Raw genomic sequence first — 25,445 nt, forward strand, 5'->3', positions numbered from 1 at the left:
GGGCGGGGTCGGTCGGAAGGACGTACATCGCGGAGACCGGTGGCCACAGCACCCGCCCCGGGCCGTGAGTGGATCCTGTACGGAGGACGCACCCCGCCAGAATGACGCAACGTTGGTACGACATATACGCAAAGCTCATTGGTTCGATAACCTCGTCGGTATCTGTCCGACGCGAACCGGCAACCCTCGTGGGGGTCCTGACATGTCCAGCAAAGCCCCGCCAATCTGTGGCCGGTGTGGCACGCGGCTGGCGAAAGACAATCGCACGAACGTCTGTCGGCGATGCGGCGGCGAGGCCAGTGGTTATCTCTTCGCTCCGCCACCATTGCCGTCCGGGTTCTGGCGGGCCAGGGAGTTACGCGACGCTTTTTCCGAGCGCCACATCGGCCACGTGATCAGGGCCTACCGGCATCATCCCCACCACGGACCACGACCGCTGCCCCAGGACCTCGTCGCTGGCTGGATGAACCTGTCGCAGGCTCAGCTCAGCCGTCTGGAAAACGGGCCAGCGTTACGCGACCTCGATCGGCTGGTCGACTGGGCGCTGCTACTCGGCATGCCCGCAGAGATACTGTGGTTCGCGCTGCCCAGCAGTGCACCAGCACAGTCCCAGCCTGGACCGGACGGCATCGCGCTTCCCTTCGTGCACGTGCTCCGTGCCGTCGATCGAGAGGTCGGCGGCGCTCACCTTTACGCAACAGTCGCGGCCCACCTCGCTCAGTACCCGTCCGCGCTTCCATCGACCGGTGCGAGTTCACGAACGCACCCCGGATCAGAATCCGTGGCGTCCCTTGCCGAAATGGCGGCCTGGATGGCGTTGGAAAGCGGCGCCAGGACGATGGCCCACCGGCATCTGTCCTACGCGGTTGCCAACGCCGTCGCCAGCGGTGACAGCCAACTCGCTGCCCAGGTCTGTGCGAGTCTCAGTCACTTCGCTCGCCAGGATGGCAACGCGCAGGATGCGGTGGCACACGCCGACGCCGGGCTGGTACATCTCCGGAAGGGACCACCACACGGCCCTCTTGAAGCTCGGCTACAGGCAGTCCGCGCGTCCGGGTTGGCGGCAGGTGGCCGCCCCGTCGACGCCGTAGCGGCGGTCATGGCCGCCGAGACTGCATTCCAGGGCACAGTTGTCTCCTCCTCACCCTGGTTGAGCCCATTCGACGAAGCATCCCTCGCCTCGGAGGCGGCCCGGTGTTTTCTCCAGATAGGCGACTTCGCTGAGGCGGCCCGACAACTACACCAGGCCCTCGCAGGTCGCAAGCACGGTCACGTACGTAGCCGTGCTCTCGCCCAGATCACGCTTGCCACCGCCCTGCTTGGCCAAGGGCGGCCGGACGAGGCGTGTGCTCTTGTCCGCGAGGTGCTCGCAAACACCACGAACCTCGGCTCGGCAGTACTCCTCGACCGGCTGAAACATGTGGCGTTGCTGCTCAGGTCCCAAACCGGGCAGTGCGGCGACGTTCCGGAGTTGATCGAGCGGCTTCGACAAGCTGTGCTCGACCGCGCGTGGATCGGCACCACCGGGGCCTTGCACGAGCCACCAGCAGTACGTCGGCCGCGATGACCAGCGAAGAACGGCCACTGTACGAACGCGACCGGGCAGCCTGGCGTGAGCACCTCGCCGAGGGTAACTCCAGGCAGGCCCGCAAACGGGTCGGCGCGGACGCCCTCATCCGGAACGGTCGGGGTGAGATCCTGCTGGTGGATCCGAGCTACAAACCAGACTGGGATCTGCCGGGCGGCATGGCCGAGCAGAACGAACCGCCGCACCAGGCTGCTGAGCGTGAACTGCGGGAAGAGTTGGGTTTGGAGCTTTCGCTCAACACGGTGCTGGTGGTCGATTGGGTCGCGCCGCACGGTCCCTGGGACGACAGCCTCATGTTCGTCTTCGACGGCGGAGTCCTCGACGATCGACAGATCACTTCGCTCCACGTGGCGGATCCGGAGATCAGGGCTTTCGGATTCGTCTCCGTGGACCAGGCGGCGACGTTACTCAGGCCGTACGTCTGGAAGCGGCTCGATCGGGCACTGACTGCCCTCACCGACGGAACGGCGGGCTATCTGCATACGTCGGTGAGCGACTGGCCATCCGGATGACCACGTGCTGTGGGAGCTGGGCAGTCATGGCCTGGCACACCGGTAACCGTGCCGGACTGACGGGTTCGGGACACCCCGGCGATACCCGTCCGGCTGTCCGTTCGACGATGATGGCCCGGTGGCTGACACGTTCTCGTATGCCGACGCCGTGCGTCTGCTCGGCGGCGGGCGCAGCCGGGTCGTCACCGCCCTGGACAATCTGGCCGGCGGGCTGCTGCTCGGCGGGTCGCTGCTGGTGCCCGGACTGCTCGCGCTCTTCGATGCCAAGGCGGAGTTCGCCCGGCTGAGCCGGGAACTCGTCAGCAAGGCCAGCGAGCAGTGGCACCGGTTGGGCAGGTACGACCGTACCGAGCGGCTGGCTGCCGCGCACTCCGTGCTCGTGGTGACCGCCTACTTCGAGGCGCTGGCCGAACTCGACCTGCCGATCTCCTTCGCCGAGCTGGAGCTGACCCGCGACGAGCAGTTGCTCCTCACCGGTCACAAGATCCAGGGCGCCGTACGCTCACCGCTCACGGCGTTGTTCGCCTCTCCGGTGCCTCGGCCGGCACCGCACGAACCGTACGGGGAATTCCGCGGCCCGCTCCGCCTGATGTACGAGGCTGTCACGGTACGACTGGTGGGTTTCCTGCCCGGTCTCGCCGCCTGGGAGCGGCTGCGACCCTCGGCTCGGACCGCCTTCCTGATGGGCGTGGAGCCGCTGCCCGAGCGGGCGATGCGCCGGTACGACGAGCTGTTCGGGCAGCTCGCGACCGACTTCCCCGAGGTGGCGTTCTGGTCGCAGCTCCGCGAGCACGAGGGGACCCGGGCCGAGGTGCGCGGGGTCCTGGCGGTGCTGCGCGACGCGCGGGCCGACGTACGGGAGTTGGGCATCTCGCTCGCCGGGCTGGAACGGGCGCTCGCCCGGATCGCGGCCGGCCGGACCGCCGCCGACCTGCCGGCGGCCCTGCGTCGCGCCTACACCGACACCCTCGACGACTCCGTCGTCGAGTCCGGTGAGGTGCCGGACTGGCTCTCGGTGCCCGCCCTCGGCCAGGCGTACGTGCCGCCGCTGTGTCGGGTCGCGGAGTTGGTCGGTGACGACGCCAGGCCCAGCGACGAGTGGTGGTGGACGCAGCAGCCGGTCCGGGACGACCTGCCGGAGTTCCTGTTGGGCTACCTCACCTCGCCGCGAGCCACCCGGACGCCGCTGCTGGTGCTGGGCCAGCCCGGCTCCGGCAAGTCCGTGCTGACCCGGACGCTCGCGGCACGGCTGCCGGCCGCCGACTTCCTGGTGGTCCGGGTCGAACTGCGGAACGTGTCGGCCCTCACCGACCTCCAGGACCAGATCGAGCGCGCGGTCCGGGACGTCACCGGTGAGCGGATGGACTGGCCGGCGCTGGCCGGCGCGGCCGGCGGTGCCCTGCCGGTGGTGCTGCTCGACGGTTTCGACGAACTGTTGCAGGCCACCGGGATCAGCCAGACCGACTATCTGGACCGGGTGGCCCGGTTCCAGCGCCGGGAAGCGGTCCAGGGCCGGCCGGCGGTCGTCGTGGTGACCAGCCGGACCAGCGTGGCGGACCGGGCGGTGCCGCCGGACGGTACGGTCGCGGTCCGGCTGGAGCCGTTCGACGCCGAACGGGTGTCGGCCTGGCTGGACGTGTGGAACGCCGTGAACGCCGAGAACTTCGCCCGGCGCGGCGTGGCACCGCTGGCCCCCGACACCGTGCTCGCGCACGGGAGGCTGGCCGAGCAACCCCTGCTGCTGCTCATGCTCGCGCTCTACGACGCGGACGGCAACGCGCTGCGCGCCGCGGGCCAACTCCGCCGCGACGAGTTGTACGAGCGGCTGCTGGACCGGTTCGCCCGCCGCGAGGTGACCAAACACCGGGCGGGACTGGACCGGTCGGAGCTGGACGCGGCGGTCGCGGCCGAGCTGTACCGGCTGTCGGTGGTCGCGTTCGCGCTCTTCAACCGGGGCGCGCAGTGGGTCACCAAGAAGGAGTTGGACGACGACCTCGGCGCGCTGCTCGGCCCGGCTCCGTCCAGCCCACCCACCGAGCACCGGCGCGCTCCGCTGCGCCCGGCCGAGATCGTGCTCGGTCGGTTCTTCTTCGTGCACCGTTCCCGGGTGGCCGACAACGCGACAGCCGGCGACGACGAGCTGGAGACGTACGAGTTTCTGCACGCGACCTTCGGCGAATATCTGGTGGCCCGCCTCGTCTGGCACGTCTTGGCTGGCATGGTGGCCGCTCGGCAGGCGGCGGCCGTCGCGCCCTTCGGGATGCCGTTCGGCGACCCGCAGCCGGTGGACGACGGCCGACTGCACGCGCTCACCTCCTGGGCCGCGCTGTGCGGCCGGGCGCCGGTGGTCGAATTCCTGGCGGGAATGATGTCCACTGTGGATCAGCAGCGCCGGGACTGCCTGGTCGAGCTACTGATCGGCCTGTTCCGGGCGGCCAACTGGGCGCGCGCCGAACACCGGTACGACAGGTACCAGCCCCGTCCGGTGCCGGTGCCGGCCCGGCACGCGGCATACTCGGTCAACCTGTTGCTGCTCACCGTCTGCGCCGCCGGTACGCTCCCCGGCAGCACCCTGTACGGCGTCGGCACCAGCGTCGTGCCGTCCTGGCACCGGCACGTGTTGCTGTGGCGTTCGCAACTGCTCTCGGCCGACTGGACCAGCTTTGTCCGGACCATCGCGCTCGACCGGATCGGTATCGGCGAGAACCGGGACATCCAGCTGCGGCTGGCCGGACCGGACGAGACGCCACCACCGATCGATCTCGGCTGGACGATGGGCCAGGCCTGGCCCGACCAGCAGCCGGAGCATGTCCCCCGGGTTGTCACCTTCCGGTGGGGTGCCCGGGAGGTCAACCTGCTCTGCGGGGTCGGCGAGGACATGACCCAACACGCGCTCGACCCGCTGATCGCCCGCCAACCCGACGCCGTCAAGGTGGCTAGGGTCGGGCCCGCAGCGCAGTTGCGTTCCGAGGCGCACGAGCTGGTCGCGCTCCTGCTGACCCCGCTCTCCGAGACCACCCCGACGGAGCGTCTCTCCGTGTACCAGCGGTGGCTCCGGGTGTGCGAGTTCCGGCCCTTCGAAACGCTGCCGCTGACGCTGCTGCTGGAGCGGCTCGCCGCCGACACCGGCCTACCGGCGCCGGTCGCGGCCACGATCCTCTCCAGCGCGACGGGGCAGGCGCGCCAGGGGTACTTCCAGGCGCGCCCGCTGCCGCCCGAGCCGTACCTGCGCTGCGTCCGGGTGTGGCTGGGTCGGCACGAGGACGTCGATCGGGAGCTGGCCCAGCTCTTACGGCACCTCCTGCCGGACCTGCTGGTGGAGCGGAATCACCCACGGCCGGGGACACCGACGGCCGAGCATCTGACGGCCGTCCTCGACGAGTTGGAACGACTCGACCTGCTCGACGAGGCCGGCGTGGACCCGACCATGCCACCGATGCTGCGGGCCCTCGCCACGATGACCGGCGACCCGGCCGGGCCCACCCCGCCGGGCTGACGTCGGGCCGGCCGGCCGGACGTCAGCCGGCAGCGGTCGTGGTCGACAACACCGTGGCCCGCTGCATCAGCGCGACATAACCGTCCTCAAGGGAGGGCGCCACCGGCGTCGCGTCCGGACTCGGCCGGGTCGGGCTGACCACCCGGTAGTGCGTGCCGTCGGTCCGGCCGATCGCCGAGACCACCACCCCGACCGTCGGCGCCGGACCGGAACTGGTCACCTCCCAGGTGGCACCCTCACCGACCCGGACCAGATCGGTGACCATCCCGGTGTAGACCACCCGACCGGCCGCCATCACCGCCGCGTGCTGGCAGGTCTGCGCCACGTCCTCGACGATGTGCGTGCTCAGCAGCACCGTACGATGCCCGGCCAGCCCGGCCAGCAGGGTCCGGAAGCGTACCCGCTCCTCGGGGTCCAGCCCGGCGGTCGGCTCGTCCACGACGATCAGCGCCGGGTCGCCGAGCAGCGCCTGCGCGATGCCGACGCGGCGTCGCATGCCACCGGAGAAGCCCTTCATCCGCCGGCCGGCGACGTCGGTCAACGCCACCAGTTCCAGCAGCTCGTCGACCTGCCGCCGCCGCGCCCGGGTGTCGTCGAGTCCCTTGAGCAGCCCGACGTAGTCCAGGAACTCCCGAGGTGACAGGTCGGGATAGAGACCGAGGTCCTGCGGCAGGTAGCCGAGCCGGCGTTGCACCGCCAGCCGCCCCGCGCCGGTGGTCAGGTCCTGCCCGCCGACCCGCACCCGGCCGCCGCTGGGTGGCAGTACTCCGGCGAGGATCCGCATCAGCGTGGTCTTGCCGGCACCGTTCGCGCCGAGCAGGCCGTACATGCCGCCCGGGATGTCGAGGTCGACCGAGTGCAGCGCGGTCACTTTGCCGAACCGGCGGGTCAGACCGGTGGTCTGGATGTCCATGCGAGGTGAGCCTTTCGACAGGCGGACGCGTCAGGCGGCGTGCCGGCGACGGGACAGGAGGGTGTGCGTGACCAGCAGGGGCGCCACGCCGAGCAGGACGAGCAGGGCGACGCTGAGCAGCGCGCTACCGGCGCCGGGCTCGGGGCGCAGGAAGGAGAGCCAACCGGGTACGCCGGCGAAGAACGCCAGCTCGCCGGAGAGCCAGCTCGCCTGGTAGTCGCCGATCGGTGTGATCAGCGTGCCGGTCAGCGAGGGCAGGAAGTCCGGGGCGAGCATGTTGCCCCAGAACCAGTAGCCGACGAAGAGCACCCGGAACAGCGGCGCGGAGATCGCCAGCGGGCAGGTGAGGGCGAACCCGGCGACGAAGGCGAGTCCGGGCAGCATGATCACGGCGAACGCCAGTACCGCCCAGCCGAGCATCAGCGGATCGCCCCGGTGCACGGTCTCGTACCCTCCGGCGACCACCATCGCCAGTAGCGCCGGCAGCGCGGTCGCGGCGAGCCCGCCGAGGTATTTCCCGGCCAGCAGCAGTCCCGGCCGGACCGGCAGGCTCTCCAGCAGCGCGGCGGTGCCGAGCCGACGGTCCCGGACCAGCCGGTCCGCCAGCACCATGCCCAAGCCGAGCGGCACGACGATGCCGAACAGCAGCGCCCAGCCGGCCATCACCTCCGGCGCCGTGGCGTCCGCCGGCAGGTAGCGGGGCCCGCGCGGCCCCTGGAAGAGGGTGATCACCGCCGCCAGGAGCAGCGTCGCCAGCCACAGCGACCGCTTGCGGGCCTGCATCCGGAACTCGTACCGGCCGACCGCGAACAGTTCCGACATCCCGCTCACTCCTCTTCCTCGGACAACAGCAGATGGGGCCGGCGCAGCAGCAGCGCGACGGCACCGGCGAGCAGCAGCCCGGTGAGCGTCAGCGCCAGCCGGTTCGTCAGCCAGCCCTCCCCGGTACCGACCCGGCTGGTGGTGAAGAGGTAGAGCGGACGGCTCCACTCGTAACCGACCAGCAGGCTCGCGAGGACCTGCTCGCAGAGCCACAGCCCGGCGACCGCGCTGGTGGCGAGTACGACGCTGCGGCCGAGTACGGCGAGCAGCACCGCCAGGGCGGCGAGCCAGAGCGTCGGCGGGGCCCAGACCAGGGCCGAGGCGAGCAGGTGCGGGCCGGTCCACCAGCCGGTGAGGCCGAGCCCGGCGGAGTAGACCAGCGCGGAGAGCGCGGTGGCCAGCGCCAGTACCCCGAGCCGGCGGCCGAGCGTGCGGGCGTACCGGGTGGGGAGCGCGAGTTGCAGTTCGCGGCAGCCGTCCCGGGCGACCAGGGTCACCGCGCTCATCGCCACGGCCAGCGGCAGCACGGCCTCCAGGCCGGTGAGCAGCAGGTCGCCGACCTGCCGCCGCCCGGCCCCGCCGTTGCCGGCGAGCAGTGCCATGGTCACCGCGACCAGCAGTGCCGCCGGTGGCGTGGCGGCGGCCGCCCAGCCGGCTCGCCGCGCCTCGTACCGCCACAGTTGGCGGGACTCGGCCCGCCGCAGGGGAACGTGCCAGGAATGTTGGGCCATCACGCAACTGGGTGGGCCGGCGGGCCGCCGGGGTTCACGCTGCGGCCGGTGACCCGGACCACATTCCGGGGTCGGTCACCGCAGTGACGCGCGGCGTCCGACTCCGGCCGGCAGGTGCGGCAGCAGTACGACGGTGCCGGCCATCAGCAGCGCCGCCACCAGCAGCAACGGCCCGCTGGTCCGCCAGAGCGGTTCGACCAGCCGGTCCACGGTCCCGTCCAGGGCGCTGGAGCCGGCGAGCAGCCGGAGCACCCAGAGGCCCATGGCGACCCCGATCCCGACCGCCGGTCGCCAGAGCACCGAGAGTGCGAAACTGACCGCCGAGAGCAGCGCCATCGGTCCGAGCCAGGCGGCGAAGAGCGCCAGCGGCGCTCCGGCGTCGACCCAGACCAGGCCGAGGGAGGCGAGCGAGGAGGCGCCGAAGATCGCCCCGAGCACCAGGGTGAGCCGGGCCAGCAGCACCGCGCGTACCCCGGTCAGGCTCGCCGCGACCAGTTCGCCGGCCGGATCGGCGCCGCTGCCGCAGGCGCCGGCCACGCCGAGGGCCGCGACCAGGGGTACCACGATGGCCAGGACCTGCTCGGAGATTCCCGGCGGCGCCCAGCCGGCGACGCCGGTGCCGGCCGCCAGCACCACGGCGGCGACCAGCCAGATCCGCCGGTCGACCAGGCGTCGCTGCGCGGCCAGGATCCGCGCTGCGCGGCGCCCGGCGGCGCCGCCGATCGGTGCCGCATACCGGGGTACGGTCGACGCGCCGACCACCGACCGGGCCGACGTGATCCGGGACAGCAGCGTGTCGCGCAGTCTGGCCGGCGGTGCCGCGACCGCCGCGACGCGGTCCCCGACGGCGTCGGCCACCCGCCGCCAGGCCGCCAGTTCGGCGGCGCAGCCGGGGCATTGCGCGACGTGCCGGGCCACCTGGTCGGCCCGGTCGTCTGCGAGCGTGCCGGCGGCGAAGGCCGCCAGCAGGTCACCCGGGTGGGTCATCGTCCCGCCTCCCGTCCGGAAAGCCCGACCGCCTCGGCGTCGTCGGGCAGCGCCCGGGCGAGCCCCGCCCGGGCATGGAACAGCCGACTCTTCACGGTGCCGACCGGGATGCCGAGTACCTCGGCGATCTCGGCGTGCGCGAGCCCGGCGCCGAACGCGAGGTCCAGCACCTCCCGGTGCGCCGGAGCCAGCTCGGCCAGGGCGACGGCCACCGCCCGGGCGTCGGCCCGGGCCAGGGCCACCGCCTCCGGACCGGGCTCGCCGGCCGGTACCTCGGCGGCGGCCTCCATCGGCAGCGGCGCCGGCCGGCGTCCGTCCATCCGGCTCAGCGCCTGCCGTCGGCAGATGCCGAAGAGCCAGGTACGCACCGAGGACCGTCCCTCGAACGAGCCGGCACCCCGCCAGGTGGCCAGGAAGGTGTCCTGGAGCGCCTCCTCGGCCCGCCCACGGTCGCCGCCGAGCAACCCCTCGGCGTACGCCAGCAGCGGCTGGCCGTGCCGGGTGTACAGCTCCTCGAATGCCCGCTGGTCACCGGCGGCCACCCGCTGCAACAGCCCGTGGTCGACGTCATTCATCCCGTCCTGGGTAGCCGCCCGACCCGCCCGGGTTCACGTCCCGGTGCGGAATGTGCCGCTCGTCACAGCAGGCTTTACCGAATCCGGCGGCGAAGGCGGTCGAACCGGCAGTTACCACCCCGGAAGATTGATCGACATCGGCGATCGACCGGATCCGCTCCGAAAGGCGGCAACGGGAAATGATCTTGTAACGCCGAGGAAAACCGGAACTCGCACCATCGCCGTCACCCCCATCCCGCAACTGGAGGTCGCATTGTCCAGCCTTCCCGGTCGACTCCGGCCGACACCTCGGCGCCTGACCGCCGTACTGGTCCCGGTCCTCACCGCGGCACTCACCGCCACCGTCGTCTCGGTGCTCAACCGCGCCCCCGAGCCGACGGCGATGGCGCTCCCCCCGATCAGCGGCGCGGTCTCCGGGGTCACCGGACCGACCGAGATCCGCAGCGTCGCGTACGCCCAGGCGGTCGCCGGGGCCAAGGCGAAGAAGCCCAAGGTCACCGTGATCGGCACCGGCGGCACGATCTCCGGCGTCGCCACCTCGCGGAGCAGCTTCACCGACTACCAGTCCGGCCGGATCGCCATCGGCGACCTGGTCGCCCGGCTCCAGCCGGAGATCGGCCAGGTCGCCGACGTCTCGACGGTGCAGTTCGGCAACAAGGGCTCCGGCGGCTACACCATCGCCGAGTTCCACGCCCTCACCCTGGCTGTCGAAGCTGCCCTGACGAAGTCGGACGCGGTGGTGGTGACCAGCGGCACCGACACGATGGAGGAGTTCGCGTACTGGCTGGACCTGACCGTGCAGAGCCGCAAGCCGGTGGTGCTCACCGGTGCCATGCGACCGTGGGCGGCCGGCACCCCGGACGGGCCGCAGGTGATCGGCGCCGACGGACCCGCCAACCTCTACAACTCGATCGTGCTGGCGGCCAGCCAGTCCACCTACTGCTACGGCACCGTGCTGCTGCTCGGCGACGAGTTCCACGCCGCCCGGGACGTCACCAAGACCAGCTCCTACCGGATGGACACCTTCCAGTCCCGGGAACTGGGCGTACTGGGCTGGGTCGACGGACCGAACATCAAGGTCGGCCGGGCACCGGCCCGGGTCGAGGAGTGTGACGCGAAGAAGCGTTGGCTGACCCCGTTCGACCTGTCGAAGATCGCGCCGACCTCGGTGCCCCGGGTCGAGGTGGTCTACGGCTACCAGCAGGCCGGTGGGGAGGCCATCACCGCCTTCGCGGACGCCGGGGTGCGGGGCATCGTCACCGCCGGTACCGGCGCCGGCGGCATCTCCTCGGCGCAGAGCAGCGCCCGGAGCGCGGCGGCGGCGAAGGGAGTCCTCTTCGTCAGCACCACCCGGACCGGCTCCGGCTCCGTCTACGGCGGCAGCACCACCTCGCCGATCATCGCCGGGGACGACCTGCTGCCGCAGAAGGCCCGGCTGCTGCTGATGCTCAGTCTCGCCTTCGCACCGGCCGACGTGGCCCAGGTGCGGAGCTGGGTCACCACGCTCGGCAACCCGGAGTGGAACACCGCTCCCAAGGGCAGCCCGAAGGACTGACCGGCCTGCCGGCGGTGCCGGGCGGAGGAGCAGTAACCGGGATCCGCCCGGCAGCCGAGGCCGGAGGCAGTCCGGCTCGAGGCTCGCCGTGCCGGAGCGGGTGCCTCGAGCAGCGCCCCCGGCGCGCGGGCGGGGCTATCCGGTCAGTGCGGCGTGCCTCGAGCAGCGCCCCCGGCGCGCGGGCGGGGCTATCCGGTCAGTGCGGCGGCCGGGTTGTCGAGCGCGGCGACGAGGCGGCGGGCCTCGGTCGTCAGCCGACTCGACCCCCGGCGGGCCGCCACCTCGGCCAGCCCGGAAACGACGATCGGGACGCCGGTGGCGGCCGCCGTCTCCGCCGCCAGGGTCAGCAGATCGGGTAGCCCGGGGCGCGGCTTCGGCGCGGTCAGCAGGGCCGGCAGGGCGGCGGCGAGCAGTCGCCAGGTGCTGAGCCGGGCACCGGCCAGGGTCAGGTCCCGCAGCGGCTCGACCGTCCGGGTCAGGGTGACCATCCCGCCCGAGGCCAGCTCACCGAGTTGCCGACCCACGGAGGCGGCGTCCAGCTCACCGGCGGCGGCGAGTGCCAGCAGGGCGTCGACGGCGGCCACCCGGTCGGCCCGGTGCCGGGCGCCGAGCCCGTACGCCAGGGCGATGTCGAGCGCCACCCCACCCTCTCCGGTGCTCTCGGCGAGCAGTGGCAGTAGCTCGGCGCCGCCCCGGTGATCCTGGTCGGCGGAGCCGGCGATGTCGTTCAACGCGTACGCGGCGACCAACCCCCGGTGACCGGGCAGTACCGACGGCCAGAGGCGGGACCATCGCGCGCAGTGGTTGTCGAACCGGGCCACCCGACCGGTGAGCAGCCCGAGCGGATCCTCGAACCGCTCCGCCCCGGCCTCCTGCGCCGCGCCGACCTCGACCTGCACCCGCTCGATGGAGGTACCGGGTTGGCCGGAGTGGTAGGAGGGGGCCTGCCTGAAGCTCACCCTGACCGGCCGGAACGTCGGCCGCGGCAGCCCACCGGAGCGCAGCCAGGCGGCGAGCCGGTCCCCACCGGGGGTGCCCAGTGCCGAGGCACGTCCCGCCAAGGCGTCGTCACCGCCGGGCGGCAGCCGCAGCAGCGCCTGGGTCAGGTCCCAGCGCCACGGATGTGCCTCGCCGAGCGCGGCCAGCCGGTCGTAGAGCGCGGACGGGTCGAGCGCGCCGTTCGTCGAGGTGGGTGCGGCGAGCAGCCCCGCGCTCTGGGACCGGCCGAGGTAGGTGCCGATCTCGGCGAGCCGGACCCGGAGCAGCCGGTGCGCCGGGGCGACCCGGGGGTCACTGGCCAGTTGGGACCTGTGCGCGGCCGAGAGCAGACCCACCCACCACCGGCGCAGCACACCGATCTGGGCCGGACCGGCGGCCGCGCGCAGCAGGTCCTCTAACGGGCCGTGCAGGCAGGACGGCGACCAGCGGTGCTCGCCGGAGCCGTGCCGGTCCAGTACCGGTGCCAGTGCCTGGGTCAGGCCCGGCTGGTCGGTGGCGGTCAACCGGACCACCGCGTCCAGCACCCGCTCCAGCGGCAGGGCGGTGATCCCGGTGCTGAGCAGCGCCGCGACCTCCTCGGCCAGTTCGTCCGGATCCGTGATCGGGGCCGGGACGGGCGTCGGCGCGGGCACGGGCGGCAGCTCGTCGCCGGAGCGCACCACCACACCGACCGGCGCCGGTGCCGCGCCGTGCCTGGCGGCCAGTGCGGCGGCCCGGTCCCGCAGCTCCACCGCCGGGTGCTCGGCCGCCGCGCCGAACACGTCGGCGATCTCCGCCGCTGCCTCGGGTCGCTGCCGGGCGAGCTGGTCCAGCCAGCCGAGCTGGGCGCGTACCAGCCCCTTCTCGGGGCGGATCAGCACCGCCCTGGACGTGTCGAGCAGCTCCTCCAGCTCGACATCTGCGGCACCACGCAGCGCCTTCTGCGCCATCGACGCCACCGGACCCGGGCCGTCGGCGAGCAGCCGGAGGTAGTCGCCGGCCCGGTCGGCGCGCTCGGCCGGAGTCGGGGCGAGCAGGTCGTGCAGGACGAGGAACGGGCGCAGCGCGGCCGCCCGGTCGCCCCGGACCAGCCGGTCGACGCAGCCGCCGAGCAGCACCGCCCGGTCCACCCGGCCCTCGGCGGCGAGCTGGACGAGGGCGTGCGGCAGGGCCATCGCCGTCTCCGTGTAGTAGTCCTCGAAGCCGACCCTGCTGCCCAGCCCGTCGATTTCGAAGAGTCGCGGCAGCAACGTGTCGAGGAACGGGTCGGCGCGCAACCGGTCAGGCAGTGGGGGTGCCTGCCGCCCGCCGGACGCCCAGGAGAGTTCGTCGAGCCACCCCTCGACGAACCGGTCTCCGGTCGGCGGCGTCAGCTTCTCCTCCGCGAAGAGGTAGGCGACCAGACCCCAGCTGCGCGGCGGAGTCCCGGTGAGCCGGTCCGCCAGCCGCCGGGCGAGGTCGGGCAGCCAGTCGATGCCCCGGTCCCGCGCCGCCGCCACCACCGGTGGCCCGGCCGCCATGTCCAGCTCGACCGCGCGCCGCCCGAGGATCTCGGCCGCCTTCGCCGCGCTGGGCAGGCAACCGACCACCGCCACCGCGAGCGCCGCCGCCTCCCGGCCGGCCCACCAGTTGTCCTTGAGCCGGCGGACGAAGGCGACCAGTTCGACGCCGAGCTGCCGGCGGTCCGGCTCGGGCAGCCCGGCGAGCGCGTCGGCGACCGCCTCGACCGCGCGCTTGTGAATCAGGTCGAAGATGCTCTCGGTCACGCCGGAACCTCCGCCCGCGCGCCGACCATCGACACGGCGAGGGCGTGCTTGCACGGCCCGCGCTCGCCCCGGTGCCGGGCCCACCAGGGACAGGAACAGGTGTACCGGCCGCCCGGGTGGCTGCGCACCCGGTAGACCTCCGCACCGTTGCACACGGTCGCGGTGGAGCCGTCGACCTGCACCGCACCCGCCTCGACCAGGGCCCGGGCGCCGAGCAGCCGGGGGTTGTCCCGCTCGGCCCGGCCGGCTTCGTACGGCAGCACGCGGTGGAAGTACGCCGCCTGCGACACGTCGAAGCCGACCCGACCGGCGGTGCCGAGCTGGGCCAGCGCGGCACGAACCCGGCCGGTGCCGATTCCGGCCCCCTCGGCGAGGGTGTCGACGTCGATCGTCGGGTCCCAGGAGAGCAGCGCGCCGACCAGCTCGGCGTCGTCCACGACATCGTCGCCGGCCAGCGCGGCGAGGCTCGCCCCCTCCCCGGAGAAGCCCCGATACGGCTCCGGCGAGAGGGTCAGCGACAGTCGCAACTCACCGGTGTCCAGTTCCCAACTGCTCGGCAGCGGCGGGGCGCCGGCCGCGGCGGTCGGGCCGTACACCCGGAGGGTCTTCGCGTGGCGCAGCAGACCGCGCAGCGTCGCCAGCCGGTCGGCCCCGGCCAGGCAGACCGCGCCCGGCACCGGTCGCCCGGTCAGTCGCAACGACCGCCCGGCCGGCACCGCCCAGAGCACCGACCGGTCTCCGGCGCCGGGCAGCCGGCGCAGGAAGGCGGCTGCCTCGGCGGCCGGTATCTCGGCCCGTGGCTCGAAGGCCGCCGCCAGCACGTGCACCTCGGCGAAACCGCGCAGCCAGCGCCCCGGCAGCGGGACCTTCCGCTCCACCACCGACCCGTCCATTGTGGAGACGGTGAGGTCGTCCGGCCCGACCGAGAGGTGCAGCGGGTCGAGCCCGCCGACCCGGGCCAGCGCCGCCCGCAGCGGCGGGTTGACGTCGACGTTGGTGGTGCCGTGCGCGAGGATCTCGCCGTCGATCCCGGCCGGCAGGGCGTCCAACCGGGCGTAGACACCGCAGCAGCCGGAGAAGGACTCGAAGCGCAACCGGTCGCGGCCGCCGGTCACCACCGGGTCGAGGCTGGCCGGATCGGCCGGCCGGTAGTAGCGGCTGCGGGCGACCTCGGCCACCGCGAGCAGACCGGCGGCGGCCGCCCGTGGCGTGGTCAGGAACCCGGAGAAGAACCGGGGGTTGGCCGCCGGCCCGCCGCTGGTCTGTAGGGCGAGACCATCGGCTCGGAGCGCGGAGGGGCCGAGATACCGGTACGTCTGGACGGCGGTCACGGCAGCGGATGCTACGTGGCCCTACCGACATCCGGGGAGCGATGCTTCTCCGCGTAGCAGATCCTGCTGCCGTACGTTGCGGTAACACCCACGCGCTCAGGTGCGACCGGAGTACTAGTCTTCGATGATGTTAAATGCCCTTGAGCGGTACGCCGTGGCGTTGGCGCTGACGCCGGTGCTCGTGGCATCCTTCGCCACCTCCGCCGACGCGGGTTCCGCCCACGCCGGTTCCGCCCCTCTCGCGCCCGTGAACCTGCGGGTGATGACGTGGAACATCCACGGCGAGAGCGCTGACATCCCCGCCATCGCCGACTTCGTCCAAGCCAACGGCGTGAACGTGCTGACGGTCCAGGAGGTCCACCGCCGGCCGTCCCGGGACCAGGTGCAGCAGCTCGCCGACGAGTTGGGGTGGCAGCTCACCACCAACGTCCATTTCGGACCTGCTGACAGCCCGGGACCGTGCGACGACGAGTGGGAGGGCCAGGCCGGCAACGCCATTCTGACCTCGTTCCGGATCGCCGAGCGGGTCACCAAGCCGCTGTCGCCGGTCAACCAGGACTGTCCCGTCCGGCGTTCGATGGCCGGCGTCAAACTTGACCTCGGTGGCAACCGCACGATCCGGGTCTTCACCTCGCACTTCACGCCCGGTCACTCGGCCGCCGCGGTGGCGCTGCGCCAGCAGCAGGCCCGCACCGTCGTGGACTACCTCTCGCAGAGTGGGCCGCTGTTGTTCACCGGTGACATCAACGACGTGCCGGGGAGCACCATCCACAGATGGTTCGTTGGTGCCGGTTTCCTGGACACCGGCGGCCGGTACGCCAACGAACCCACGCTGGGCACCGCACGCATCGATTTCGTTTTTTCTCGCGCCGTTACGGTGACCAGCGGCGACGTGCTGGACACCCGGCTGTCGGATCACCGCCCGGTGGTGATAAACATGCAGGTGGCCTAGACGCCACGGTTCCCTTGCTTCCCACCGGTTTGGACACGAAGATCAACTTCTTTTAGCCACAGTGGACAGATCTGGGGAGGCTGTATTACATGAGACGCCGTCGTTTCCTGAGTTACCTGCTGACGGTGGCGCTTGCCGCCGTCGGCATCGTCACGGTCGCCAATCCCGCCGCCGCAGCACCGCCCTCCCTCTGCACGGGATTGGGCTTCACCAACGGCCGCTACGTTTCCACCAACAACGCCAAGAACGGCAATGGCGCCCACCTCGCCGCAACCCTGTGTTGGCAGCCGCTCGGCGGCAGCCCGGGAATGTACCACACCTACACCTATTGGCGGATCACCGATAACGCCGCCAACGGCGCCGGAGCCACCATTCGACTTGAATGGCTGGACTTCAACGACAGGAAGCACTACAGAGTCCCGGAAAACCACATGCGCGCCTGGGAATACGGTGAGACCGAGGCCGGCGGGATGACACTCACCAGTATCAACAGCCTGTACGTCCGGGCCTGCCTGACGAACACCAACAGTCCCGCTCATCACTGCGGTCCCGCCGCATGAACCGTGACAACCAGTCCTCGCTGATTCGCGTCGGACGTCGGTCCGTGTAACAACGATATTCGGCTCCACCGGCACACTCCGGGTGCTCGACAGGCGATCCTTCAGCACAGGTGGCACGGCGGCCGGGGTCGCCGTGCCACCTCTGTGCTGTCACCACCTGCGGAGATCCCAATGCCCGCTGGTGCGGCTGGGCTACTAGCCCCGGGAGGAGATCTGCTGCACGGCCCAGCCGTTGCCGTCCGGGTCGCTGAAGAAGACGAATCCGACGTTGTCCAGCGGCTCCGGGACCGGCCTCGGGTTCTCGCCGAGCACCTGGATCTCGCTGACCTCGACACCCCGCTCGACGAGCTGCGCCCGCGCCTTGGCCAGATCGGCGACGACGAGTTGCAGCCCGCGCAGCGACCCGGGCGGCGGCATGTCCGGTACGACTCCGGTGCCGATCACGATGGAGCAGCCCGAGCCCGGCGGGGTGAGCTGGACGATGCGTACCTGGTCGCCGACCCGGGTGTCGTGGTCGACGTGGAAACCGAGCTGGTCGGCGTAGAAGGTCTTGGCCCGGTCCACGTCGGAGACGGGGACCACCACCACTTCCAGGGTCCAGTTCACGGTTGTTGCCTCTCTGCCTAGGTGGAGATCGGTGTCCGGCCGGTGCCGGGACGATCGCCGGGCACCGTGGTGATCGGCGGTCAGGGGGACTCGACCCGCTCCGCGAGCAGGTGGTCGAGCCGGCGGTAGCCCTCGGTCACGCCGCGCCGCATCGGGTAGCGGAGCACCCGGTCCCGGCCTTCCGGGGTCGCGTACCGGATCGTGCTGGTCAGGGTGGTCACCCCGGCCCGTTCGACGAGCCGGTGGTCGATCAGGGTGTCGCCGGGATAGGACTGGTCGTCGTACCGCTCGGTGTAGACCAGCCGTCGGGCCGGCTCGATCACCTGGTAGGTCCCGCCGTGTGCCATCTCCTCGTCTCCCGGGCCCCGGGAGACGAACCGCCACGCGCCGCCGACCCGCAGGTCGAGCTGGCAGTCGACGAGCTGCCAGCCCCGCGCGCCGAACCAGCGGCGGAGCAGGTCGGGGCGGGTGAGCGCGTCGAAGACCAGCCCGGCCGGGGCGTCGAAGGCCCGGGTCAGCACTATCTCCCGGTCCGTCGGGGTGGTGACGGTCAGCTCCCGGCCGCCGCCGCTCACCGGGTGCGCCCCTCGCCGCCCTCGGCCTGGAGTTCGGCGAGCAGTCCGTCGAGCCGCTGGTAGCTCTCGGCCCAGTAGTCGCGGTAGTTCTCCAGCCAGTCCAGCGCGGCCTTGAGCGGCCGGGCCTCCAACCGGCACGGCCGGCGTTGCGCGTCCCGGCCCCGGGAGACGAGCCCGGCCCGTTCCAGCACCTTGAGGTGCTTGGAGACGGCGGGCTGGCTCATCGCGAACGGCGCGGCCAGCTCGGTGACGCTGGCCTCGCCGGTGGCCAGCCGGGCGAGGATGGCCCGCCTGGTCGGGTCGGCCAGGGCCGCGAAGGTCGCGTCGAGCAGATCCGCACTCATGTTTCGTAACCTTTCAGTTCTATAACCAGATGGTTTATACCGCGGCCCGGCCGGGGGCGTCAAGCCGACCCGCCCGAGCTGCCGTCCATCGTGGACGGAGCTGGACCGGCGCCGGCAGCGATCCGGATGGATAGCATGGGCCATGGCCAGACCCCGGATCGACCCCGTCGTGTGGCGGCCGGAGCGGGCACCGGCCCGGGCCCGCCAGCGCAGCGGCAGCCACCCGATGCCACCGGTACGCCTGCACCCTGTGCCCGGCCACGGGCCGGAGGACGTCGCGGTCGACTCCGCCGGCCGGATCCACACCGGCCTCGCCGACGGCCGGCTGGTGCGGCTGGCGGCGGACGGCGCCGGAGCACGGGTGGTCGCCGAGACCGGCGGCCGGCCACTCGGCATCGAGGTGGACCGCGCCGACCGACTCGTGGTCTGCGACGCCGCGCGCGGGCTGCTCCGGGTCGAACCCGACACCGGCCGGATCGACACCCTGGTCGCCGCCGGCACGCCGGTCGGCTCGGCACCGCTGCGGCTCTGCAACAACGCGGCGGTGGCCGGCGACGGTTCGATCTGGTTCAGCGACTCGTCCCAGCGCTTCGCCCTGGCGCACTGGAAGGCGGACCTGCTCGAACACTCCGGCACCGGGCGCCTGCTCCGGTGGTGTCCGGACGGGCGAACCGAGGAGGTGCTGACCGGGCTCCACTTCGCCAACGGGGTGGCGCTGGCCGCCGACGAGTCGTACGTGGTGGTGGCCGAGACCGGAGCGTACCGGCTGACCCGGCGGTGGCTGGCCGGGCCGCGTACCGGCGAGGTGGACCGGCTCGCCGACAACCTGCCGGCCTTCCCCGACAACCTCGCCCGGGACGACGACGGGCTGCTCTGGATCGCGATGGGCTCGCCCCGCAACGCGCTGCTGGACCGGGTCTCGCCGTGGCATCCCGCCGTGCGGCGGGTGGTCTGGGCCCTGCCGGACCTCCTGCAACCGAAGCCGGCGAACACCGCCTGGGTGCAGGCGCTGGACGCCGAGGGCCGGATCCGGTACGACCTCCAGGCCACCGCCCCGGGCTTCTCGATGGTCACCGGAGTACGCCGGCACGGTGACACCGTCTGGCTGGGCAGCCTGCACGGCGGCGTTGTCGCGGCGTTCGACCTGCCGGCCGTGGCCCCCTCCTGATCGTGGGAGGTCCGCCGCAGAGCGGACTTCCGGGTATCCCCGGGTTCTGGAATGTTGGGAGCGTGTCGGCGGTCAACGGGCGAGAGCAGGCCGAGCGCGTGCTGGTCCGCGGATTCGGGGCGGTACGCCTCGCGCAGTACACCGCGGCCGGGGTAGCCGCCGTTACCACCGACCGGTCGGCGTACCTGCGGCCGGGCGTCGTGTTCGGCTTCTACGCCGTCGCCGCCGTCTGGTCGCTCCTGCTCTACGGAGGCGCGCTGCGGGGACGGCGCATCACCTGGGTCGCCGTCGTCGCCGACCTCCTGCTGATCGGGGTCGCGCTCGTTGTCATCGGCCGGCTGACCGCGCCCGGCCACGCGATCGGGTGGGCGAACTGGACCGTCGCGCCGGCGAACGCGGCCGGGGTACTCGCCGTCGTGTTCGGCCCGGGCTGGCTGGCCGTACCGTCGATCCTGCTGCTGTCCGGCTGCTACCTCGTCGGCGTGTGGCGGGATCTCGCCGCCGACTCCTCGCTCCTCGCGTCGGTGACCGGCAACATCGGCTCGCTGGTCCTGTTCACCGTCGCCGCCGGACTCGCCGCGACCTGGGTACGCGCGTCGGCCCGGGTCGCGGACGAGGCGCACGCGTCGGCGCTGGCGGCCCAGCGCCAGGCAGCCGACGCGGCCGCCCGGATGGCGTCGGTCGAGGCCCGGGACTGGGAGCGGCGGCGACAGTACCGGAACCTGCACGACACGGTGCTGTCCACGCTGACCGTGGGCGCGATGGGGCAGATCGACCTCAACACCGAGCAGTTCCGCAGCCAGTGCGAACGCGACGCGAGGTACCTGCGTTCGTTGATCACCGGGTCGGACGACGCGGTGTCGACGGACCTCGGCACCGGGCTCGGGCGCGTCGTGCGCGACCTGGCGGCTCTCGGGCTGCGGATCGACCACAACGCGGCGGAACTGCCGGCGGGCGTGCCCGGGCACGTCACCGAGGCGCTGCTGGGCGCGACCCGGGAGGCGCTCAACAACGCCCGCAAGCACTCGGGCACCGGGCAGGCGTGGCTGACGAGCCGCTGCGACGGCGCCGGCGGGGTGCGGATCACCGTCGTCGACCGGGGCGCCGGCTTCGTGCCCGCGGCCGCGCGGGCCGGCTACGGCCTGCTGGGCTCGATCCGGCACCGCGTGGTCGAGGTCGGCGGCCAGTGCGACATCACCAGTACGCCCGGCGAGGGCACCACCGTGGAGATCACATGGAAACCGTCATAACCATCGGTGCGATCGACGACGAGAAGATGCTGCTCCAGTCGTTCGCGAACTGGTTCGGCAGCACGCCCGACATCCGTCTGACGGCGCTGGCCGCCTCGGTGGACGAGTATCTCGCCGGACCCGACGCGCCGACGATCGTGCTGCTGGATCTCGACCTCGGCAACTTCACCGACCCGGCGCACAACGTCGCGCAACTGACCGCCACCGGCCGCCAGGTGATCGTCATCTCGGTGGTGAAGGACCGCCGCTGGGTGGTCTCCGCGACCGAGGCCGGCGCGGTGGCCTACATCCCCAAGGAGCGCGACCTCAACGATCTGGCGGGCGCGATCCGGGCGGTGCACCGCGGGGAGACACCGACCTCGCCGGAGCACGCGTTCCTGCTCAGCGACGACGACCGGCGCGGTCCGTCGCTGACACCCCGGGAACGGCAGATCCTGCTGGGGGTGGCGGAGGGCATGACGCACGCCGCCATCGCGCGACGGCTCGGCATCGAGAAAAGCACCGTGAAGACCCACCTGGAACGGGTCCGGCAGAAATACCGAGACCAGGGGCGACCCATCACCAATCCGGGTGACTACCTGAAGCGCGTCGGCGAAGATCCGATCCGCGGGGATCTGTCCTAGGCCGTACATCCAATTTCCAACTGTCTTCTGTGGTGTGCGGCGCGTGCCGCGACGATCCTGGAAGCCAGATTGACCTGATTCGGACTCGCGTCGTCCTGGGGAGCTCGAGTGAGTGAGGTGGCGATCGCCAGCCTGCGGGAGCTGGCCGGGCCGGACCTTTACCGGCGCAACGCCTTCCGGGTCACCGGCCTGCCGGTGGACGTGGACCGGCGCACCGCGCGAGCGCGGCAGCACCAGTTGACGGCGGCGTTGCGGGTCGGCGCCGACGTGGACTGGCAGGGTTCCTCGGCGACCACCGAGGATGTGCGCGCCGCGTTCGACGTGTTGGGCGATCCGCGCCGCCGCCTGGTGCACGAGGTGTTCGCCGAGTGGGGCCCGCCGGACGGCTGCGAATGTCCGGCGGGTGTGCACCACGACCACGACGCCGCCGTACGCGCGCACGCCGGGGCGCTCGACGTCGGCCCGACCGACCTGCTGGCCTCGACCATCTCCGGCGCGCTGCCGGGCCAGTGGACGGCGGCGGCGGCGGCCTGGACGAAGACGCTGCGATCGGCGTCGTTCTGGCGGCACCTGCACCACCGCGTGCAGCGGCTGGACGACAGGCAACTCGACGTGTCCGCCGTGGATGCGCTGCGCGCGGAACTGCCGGTGGCGCTGGTGCGCCCGCTGCTGCGGTTGGCCGCCTCCGCCGCCTATCCGGCGCCGATCCGGAAGAACCTGGCCGAGTGGCCGGTGCCGACCCGGGAACGCGACCGGCTGATCGAGGAGGCCGCCGAGCCGCTGTACACGGAGCTGGAGTCCGCCGTGCGCGACCTGCACACCCGGCTGGACTCCGGCGACGCCGACGAGATCGTGACCGAGATGCGCGCCCGGGTGAATCCGCTGCTGGCCCGGCTGGAAGGGTTGGCGCCGCGTGACGAGCACCGCCGCACGGACGCCGCCCGCGACAAGGTCGCGGTGCTGCTCAACAACTGCGCACTCGCCCGGAACCGGGCCACCGGGCAGTACGAGGGCAAGGTCAAGGGCTGGCTGGCGGAAGCGGCGAAGCTCGCCACCGATCCGGAGACCCGGCGTCGGGTCCGGGAGAACCTGCGGGGCTTCGACGAGGCGGACGAGGCGCTCAACCAGCTCCGGTTCAGGGTCGACGAGATCCGGCGGAACCGCGGGCGGTACGCGGCCGCGGCGTTCCTGCGCAGCATCCTCTCCGAGGCGACCGACGAGGCGCTCCTGGCGGCCGTCCGCGAGATGCTCTCCGATCTGGACGAGGGCGCGCCGATCTCGTACCGCACACCCAAGCGGTCGGTCCGGTACGGCTCTCGGCTCGAGCTGTCCGACTGGGAGGCTCAGGTCAGGCGGCAACGCCGCCGGGCGGTGGCCACCCTCGTCGCCTGCGCGGTCGTGGTCGTGGCGCTGGTGATGTTGATCAACGCCGTGACCGGCCCGGACGAGAGCGGGGTCGACATCCACCCGGCCGACTACAACGACGTCGCGCAGGAGATCATCTGCGTCCGGAGCGCGGACGACTGGCGCGACGGCGACTCGACGGTGGTGGAGGTGGACTGCGGGCAGGAGCACGCCGCCGAGGTGATCGCCTATCTGAGGTTGCAGAGCGCGGTCTCCGACCGGGGCGCGGACTACGACTACCTGGCCGGCCTCGCCCGATTCAGCTGCGGCGAGCAGGCGAACCACTTCGGCCTGTCGGCGAGCAGCAGGTACACGACCGACGTCATCCTGCCCGCCCCGGACATCATCATGCGGGCGGATTCACCGTCCAACTACGCGACATGCCTGGTTCGGCGTACCGACGTCGAGCGTTGGTCGTTCCGGGCGGCCGTCCGGCAGACCGGGGCCCAGCTCCCCGTACCGCGGCCGCTGACGTCCCGGGAGGGCCGGGACCACAACGCACCGGCCGGATACTGCGTGGAACACAGACAGGAGCACGACGGTGCGGACAACGTGTGGCCGATCGTGCGCTGCGACAACCCGCACTGGGCCGAGATCCTCGGCTACCAGCGCCTGGCCTGGCCCCCGCCCGGTGCGCGGCCCACGGCGGACACGACCCGGGAGCGGCTCGTGCAGGAGGCCGGCCGGGCGTGCCGGCAGTTGGCGAGCGAGCTACGGGTGCCCGACACGTTCTCGATCTCGGCGATCCCGTCCGAATGGTGGACCGAGCAGAGTCAGGAGCGGATGTACGCGGCCTGCGTGGCACACCGCAAGGACCACCAGCCCTTCGACGGGCGAGCCCGGTAGCCGGGCACATGACGCCGGACAAGGAGTCGACGGTGGGTGAGAAGACCCGAGCCGACGGGAGCGTGACGTTGCGCATCACTTCCCCGGAGGGGCGGACCCGGGGCGTCGAGCTGACGGACGGGCCCGTCACGGTCGGACGGACCGCGCCGGACCACGCGCCGCACGTGGCGCTGGAGCCGGACCCACAGCGCTGGGTCGGTCGCCTACACTGCACCCTGGACCTGAGCGACGGTGGCTGGGCGGTCACCGACAACGCGAGTGTCAACGGCACGCTGCTGCGTTGCCTGGACGGGCGCACCCAGCGCCTGGTGGGAAGCCGCCGCCTGCGGCACGGCGACACGCTCCTGATCCTCGGCGACATGTCCCCGGACGGCGAACCGCTGTACTGGGAACTGACGCTGCTCGACCCGCACACCACCCAGGCCGCGCCGTTCGAGCCGCCACCGCCGGTGCCGACGCGCGGGGCGGCCCTGCGGTACGACTGGGTGGCCGCGCGGGCGTACCGCGTCGACGAGCACGGTGAGACCCCGGTCAGCGGACTGCGGCCGCAGGGGCACCAACTGTTGCGGTACATGGTGGGTCGCAGCAGCGCCGGTGCGGCGGTCGCCTGCGGGCACGAGGAACTCGTCACCGCGCTCTGGGGGCCCCGGGAGGAGTGGCCGGCGGGCCGTGCCTACACCCGCGCCGACCTGGCCGGCGTCGTACGCGCGGTGCGTCGCGCCATCGAGGCGGACCCGTCCGCGCCGCGCATCCTGGAGACCATCACCGGCATCGGGTACCGGCTCAACGTCACGAACCCCGAGGACGACTCGTGAGCCTGCTGGAGAGCGGCGACCGGGTCACCGAGACGCTCGTGGTGGACCGGCTGCTCGGGGAGGGCGCGTTCGCCGAGGTGCACCGGGTGCGCCACGAGTACCTCGGCTGGCAGGCCATGAAGGTCTTCAAGCGGGTCGCCTCGCTCGACGAGACCCGGACCCTGCTGGAGGAGGCCCGACTGCTGTCCACACTGGGTCACCCGAACATCGTCCGGGTGTTCGACGCCGGCACCGTGCGGACACCGCAGGGGGTCCGGGGGTTCTTCACCATGGAGTACGTGGCCGGGGGCAGCCTGGAGCGGCTGATCCGCGCACACGGCCCCACGATTCCGGTCGAGCTGGCGGTCGAGGTGGCCGAGCAGATCGCCTCCGGGCTGACCGCCGCGCACGAACAGGACCCGCCGATCCTGCACCGTGACCTCACGCTGGCGAACATCCTCGTCGGATACGACGGCAGCGGCCTGCGGATCCGGATCAGCGACTTCGGGCTGGCCAAGCGCGCCGACCCGTTCACGATGCTGGCCAGCGCCCAGGGCACGTTCGCCTTCATGGCACCGGAGGTGCTGCGCCGCGAAGGGTACTCCCGGGCCAGCGATGTGTGGTCGGTGGGCACCATCGTGTACCTGCTGCTGACCAACCGCCTGCCCTACGACGACGGTGCACCCCTGTCGTCGTACTCGCCGGGCCGGTTCGCCCGGGTACCGCTGCCGCCGAGCCGCTACCACCCCGAGGTGGACCCGGAGCTGGACCGGATCCTCCTGTCCACACTGGAGACGGACCCGGCCAACCGGCCGGCCACCGCGGGTGTGCTGGCCGCCGAACTGCGCGGTCGACGACTCGGCGGCGGTTCCGCCCCCAGCCGGGGCGAGCCGGCCGACGCCCGGGCCCGGCGGCTTGCCGACCAGGCGCTGGCGCTGGCCCGGCACGCCGGCCAACTCGACCGTGCGGCGGGTCTCATGGCGCAGGCGCTGGACCTGTCGCCGGAGCTGCGCGCGCGCTACCTGCCCAAGCTGAACCTGTGGCGACGAGGGGTGACGATGTGAACCGC

Annotated in this window: 22 protein-coding genes; 12 read left to right on the top strand and 10 right to left on the bottom strand. The window is 72.3% G+C overall.

The window, feature by feature from the left end; genetic code table 11:
- The first annotated feature begins 202 nt into the window (after positions 1-202).
- The 3 genes from V1634_RS27510 (at position 203) to V1634_RS27520 (ending at position 5,596) form a co-directional block, all read left to right on the top strand.
- Complete coding sequence (locus tag V1634_RS27510) at positions 203-1,567, top strand: helix-turn-helix domain-containing protein (protein WP_331209073.1); 1,365 nt, start codon at positions 203-205, stop codon at positions 1,565-1,567.
- Positions 1,564-2,100: an NUDIX hydrolase gene (locus tag V1634_RS27515; protein WP_331209072.1), complete on the top strand. Its 537-nt coding sequence runs from the start codon at positions 1,564-1,566 to the stop codon at positions 2,098-2,100. The genes V1634_RS27510 and V1634_RS27515 overlap by 4 nt, the downstream gene beginning before the upstream one ends.
- Before the next feature lie 118 nt (positions 2,101-2,218).
- Positions 2,219-5,596 carry an NACHT domain-containing protein gene (locus V1634_RS27520; protein WP_331210726.1) on the top strand — a complete coding sequence of 1,126 codons (3,378 nt, stop codon included), beginning with the start codon at positions 2,219-2,221 and terminating at the stop codon, positions 5,594-5,596.
- A gap of 22 nt (positions 5,597-5,618) precedes the next feature.
- Here the strand turns inward: V1634_RS27520 and V1634_RS27525 are convergent, their stop codons facing one another.
- The 5 genes from V1634_RS27525 to V1634_RS27545 all read right to left on the bottom strand — a co-directional run bounded on the left by V1634_RS27525 (position 5,619) and on the right by V1634_RS27545 (position 9,624).
- A complete protein-coding gene (locus V1634_RS27525) occupies positions 5,619-6,509 on the bottom strand; it encodes an ABC transporter ATP-binding protein (RefSeq protein ID WP_331209070.1) in 891 nt (296 codons plus the stop codon).
- A 30-nt stretch (positions 6,510-6,539) separates the two neighbouring features.
- Entirely contained in the window at positions 6,540-7,331 is a 792-nt protein-coding gene (locus V1634_RS27530; RefSeq protein ID WP_331209069.1) for a hypothetical protein, read from the bottom strand.
- Positions 7,332-7,336: 5 nt separating this feature from the next.
- Positions 7,337-8,062: a hypothetical protein gene (locus V1634_RS27535; RefSeq protein WP_331209068.1), complete on the bottom strand. Its 726-nt coding sequence runs from the start codon at positions 8,060-8,062 to the stop codon at positions 7,337-7,339.
- 75 nt (positions 8,063-8,137) lie between these two features.
- Positions 8,138-9,049 (bottom strand): anti-sigma factor, encoded by a 912-nt coding sequence (locus tag V1634_RS27540; RefSeq protein WP_331209067.1) that lies wholly within the window; start codon positions 9,047-9,049, stop codon positions 8,138-8,140.
- Complete coding sequence (locus V1634_RS27545) at positions 9,046-9,624, bottom strand: RNA polymerase sigma factor (RefSeq protein ID WP_331209066.1); 579 nt, start codon at positions 9,622-9,624, stop codon at positions 9,046-9,048. Before V1634_RS27545 ends, V1634_RS27540 begins: the two co-directional genes overlap by 4 nt.
- A gap of 253 nt (positions 9,625-9,877) precedes the next feature.
- Here V1634_RS27545 and V1634_RS27550 point away from each other — a divergent pair, with 253 nt between their 5' ends.
- The gene (locus V1634_RS27550; protein WP_331209064.1) at positions 9,878-11,179 is read left to right on the top strand and encodes an asparaginase; all 1,302 of its coding nucleotides are present in this window, start codon (positions 9,878-9,880) and stop codon (positions 11,177-11,179) included.
- A gap of 188 nt (positions 11,180-11,367) precedes the next feature.
- Here the strand turns inward: V1634_RS27550 and V1634_RS27555 are convergent, their stop codons facing one another.
- Both V1634_RS27555 and V1634_RS27560 read right to left on the bottom strand, forming a co-directional pair.
- Entirely contained in the window at positions 11,368-13,923 is a 2,556-nt protein-coding gene (locus tag V1634_RS27555) for a hypothetical protein (RefSeq protein WP_331209063.1), read from the bottom strand.
- Positions 13,920-15,254 (bottom strand): SWIM zinc finger family protein, encoded by a 1,335-nt coding sequence (locus tag V1634_RS27560; RefSeq protein ID WP_331209062.1) that lies wholly within the window; start codon positions 15,252-15,254, stop codon positions 13,920-13,922. Before V1634_RS27560 ends, V1634_RS27555 begins: the two co-directional genes overlap by 4 nt.
- 127 nt (positions 15,255-15,381) lie before the next feature.
- Between V1634_RS27560 and V1634_RS27565 the strand changes: the two genes are divergently transcribed.
- Both V1634_RS27565 and V1634_RS27570 read left to right on the top strand, forming a co-directional pair.
- Positions 15,382-16,206 (top strand): endonuclease/exonuclease/phosphatase family protein, encoded by an 825-nt coding sequence (locus V1634_RS27565; protein WP_331209061.1) that lies wholly within the window; start codon positions 15,382-15,384, stop codon positions 16,204-16,206.
- 89 nt (positions 16,207-16,295) lie between these two features.
- Positions 16,296-16,766, top strand: a complete 471-nt coding sequence (locus tag V1634_RS27570; protein WP_331209060.1) for a hypothetical protein — start codon at positions 16,296-16,298, stop codon at positions 16,764-16,766.
- A 195-nt stretch (positions 16,767-16,961) separates the two neighbouring features.
- Here V1634_RS27570 and V1634_RS27575 read toward each other — a convergent pair whose 3' ends face one another.
- From V1634_RS27575 to V1634_RS27585, 3 genes are all read right to left on the bottom strand, one after another.
- Entirely contained in the window at positions 16,962-17,372 is a 411-nt protein-coding gene (locus V1634_RS27575) for a VOC family protein (protein WP_331209059.1), read from the bottom strand.
- Between the two features lie 80 nt (positions 17,373-17,452).
- Positions 17,453-17,947: an SRPBCC family protein gene (locus V1634_RS27580; RefSeq protein ID WP_331209058.1), complete on the bottom strand. Its 495-nt coding sequence runs from the start codon at positions 17,945-17,947 to the stop codon at positions 17,453-17,455.
- Complete coding sequence (locus V1634_RS27585) at positions 17,944-18,291, bottom strand: ArsR/SmtB family transcription factor (RefSeq protein ID WP_331209057.1); 348 nt, start codon at positions 18,289-18,291, stop codon at positions 17,944-17,946. Before V1634_RS27585 ends, V1634_RS27580 begins: the two co-directional genes overlap by 4 nt.
- A gap of 142 nt (positions 18,292-18,433) precedes the next feature.
- Between V1634_RS27585 and V1634_RS27590 the strand changes: the two genes are divergently transcribed.
- The 6 genes from V1634_RS27590 (at position 18,434) to V1634_RS27615 (ending at position 25,440) form a co-directional block, all read left to right on the top strand.
- Entirely contained in the window at positions 18,434-19,459 is a 1,026-nt protein-coding gene (locus V1634_RS27590) for an SMP-30/gluconolactonase/LRE family protein (RefSeq protein ID WP_331209056.1), read from the top strand.
- A gap of 62 nt (positions 19,460-19,521) precedes the next feature.
- Entirely contained in the window at positions 19,522-20,709 is a 1,188-nt protein-coding gene (locus tag V1634_RS27595; protein WP_331209055.1) for a sensor histidine kinase, read from the top strand.
- Positions 20,694-21,332 (top strand): response regulator transcription factor, encoded by a 639-nt coding sequence (locus tag V1634_RS27600; protein ID WP_331209054.1) that lies wholly within the window; start codon positions 20,694-20,696, stop codon positions 21,330-21,332. Before V1634_RS27595 ends, V1634_RS27600 begins: the two co-directional genes overlap by 16 nt.
- Positions 21,333-21,440: 108 nt before the next feature.
- A complete protein-coding gene (locus V1634_RS27605) occupies positions 21,441-23,582 on the top strand; it encodes a hypothetical protein (RefSeq protein WP_331209053.1) in 2,142 nt (713 codons plus the stop codon).
- A 32-nt stretch (positions 23,583-23,614) separates the two neighbouring features.
- Positions 23,615-24,397 (top strand): FHA domain-containing protein, encoded by a 783-nt coding sequence (locus tag V1634_RS27610; RefSeq protein WP_331209052.1) that lies wholly within the window; start codon positions 23,615-23,617, stop codon positions 24,395-24,397.
- The gene (locus V1634_RS27615) at positions 24,394-25,440 is read left to right on the top strand and encodes a serine/threonine-protein kinase (protein WP_331209051.1); all 1,047 of its coding nucleotides are present in this window, start codon (positions 24,394-24,396) and stop codon (positions 25,438-25,440) included. The genes V1634_RS27610 and V1634_RS27615 overlap by 4 nt, the downstream gene beginning before the upstream one ends.
- The last annotated feature ends 5 nt before the right edge of the window (positions 25,441-25,445 follow it).

Source organism: Plantactinospora veratri (assembly GCF_036421995.1).
In the GTDB taxonomy this organism is placed as follows: domain Bacteria; phylum Actinomycetota; class Actinomycetes; order Mycobacteriales; family Micromonosporaceae; genus Plantactinospora; species Plantactinospora veratri.

Coding starts and splice junctions, on each gene's coding strand:
- V1634_RS27570 (WP_331209060.1), top strand. CDS start 16,296: ATGAGACGCCGTCGTTTCCTGAGTTACCTGCTGACGGTGGCGCTTGCC.
- V1634_RS27535 (WP_331209068.1), bottom strand. CDS start 8,062: ATGGCCCAACATTCCTGGCACGTTCCCCTGCGGCGGGCCGAGTCCCGC.
- V1634_RS27515 (WP_331209072.1), top strand. CDS start 1,564: ATGACCAGCGAAGAACGGCCACTGTACGAACGCGACCGGGCAGCCTGG.
- V1634_RS27585 (WP_331209057.1), bottom strand. CDS start 18,291: ATGAGTGCGGATCTGCTCGACGCGACCTTCGCGGCCCTGGCCGACCCG.
- V1634_RS27545 (WP_331209066.1), bottom strand. CDS start 9,624: ATGAATGACGTCGACCACGGGCTGTTGCAGCGGGTGGCCGCCGGTGAC.
- V1634_RS27510 (WP_331209073.1), top strand. CDS start 203: ATGTCCAGCAAAGCCCCGCCAATCTGTGGCCGGTGTGGCACGCGGCTG.
- V1634_RS27565 (WP_331209061.1), top strand. CDS start 15,382: ATGTTAAATGCCCTTGAGCGGTACGCCGTGGCGTTGGCGCTGACGCCG.
- V1634_RS27530 (WP_331209069.1), bottom strand. CDS start 7,331: ATGTCGGAACTGTTCGCGGTCGGCCGGTACGAGTTCCGGATGCAGGCC.
- V1634_RS27540 (WP_331209067.1), bottom strand. CDS start 9,049: ATGACCCACCCGGGTGACCTGCTGGCGGCCTTCGCCGCCGGCACGCTC.
- V1634_RS27525 (WP_331209070.1), bottom strand. CDS start 6,509: ATGGACATCCAGACCACCGGTCTGACCCGCCGGTTCGGCAAAGTGACC.
- V1634_RS27600 (WP_331209054.1), top strand. CDS start 20,694: ATGGAAACCGTCATAACCATCGGTGCGATCGACGACGAGAAGATGCTG.
- V1634_RS27590 (WP_331209056.1), top strand. CDS start 18,434: ATGGCCAGACCCCGGATCGACCCCGTCGTGTGGCGGCCGGAGCGGGCA.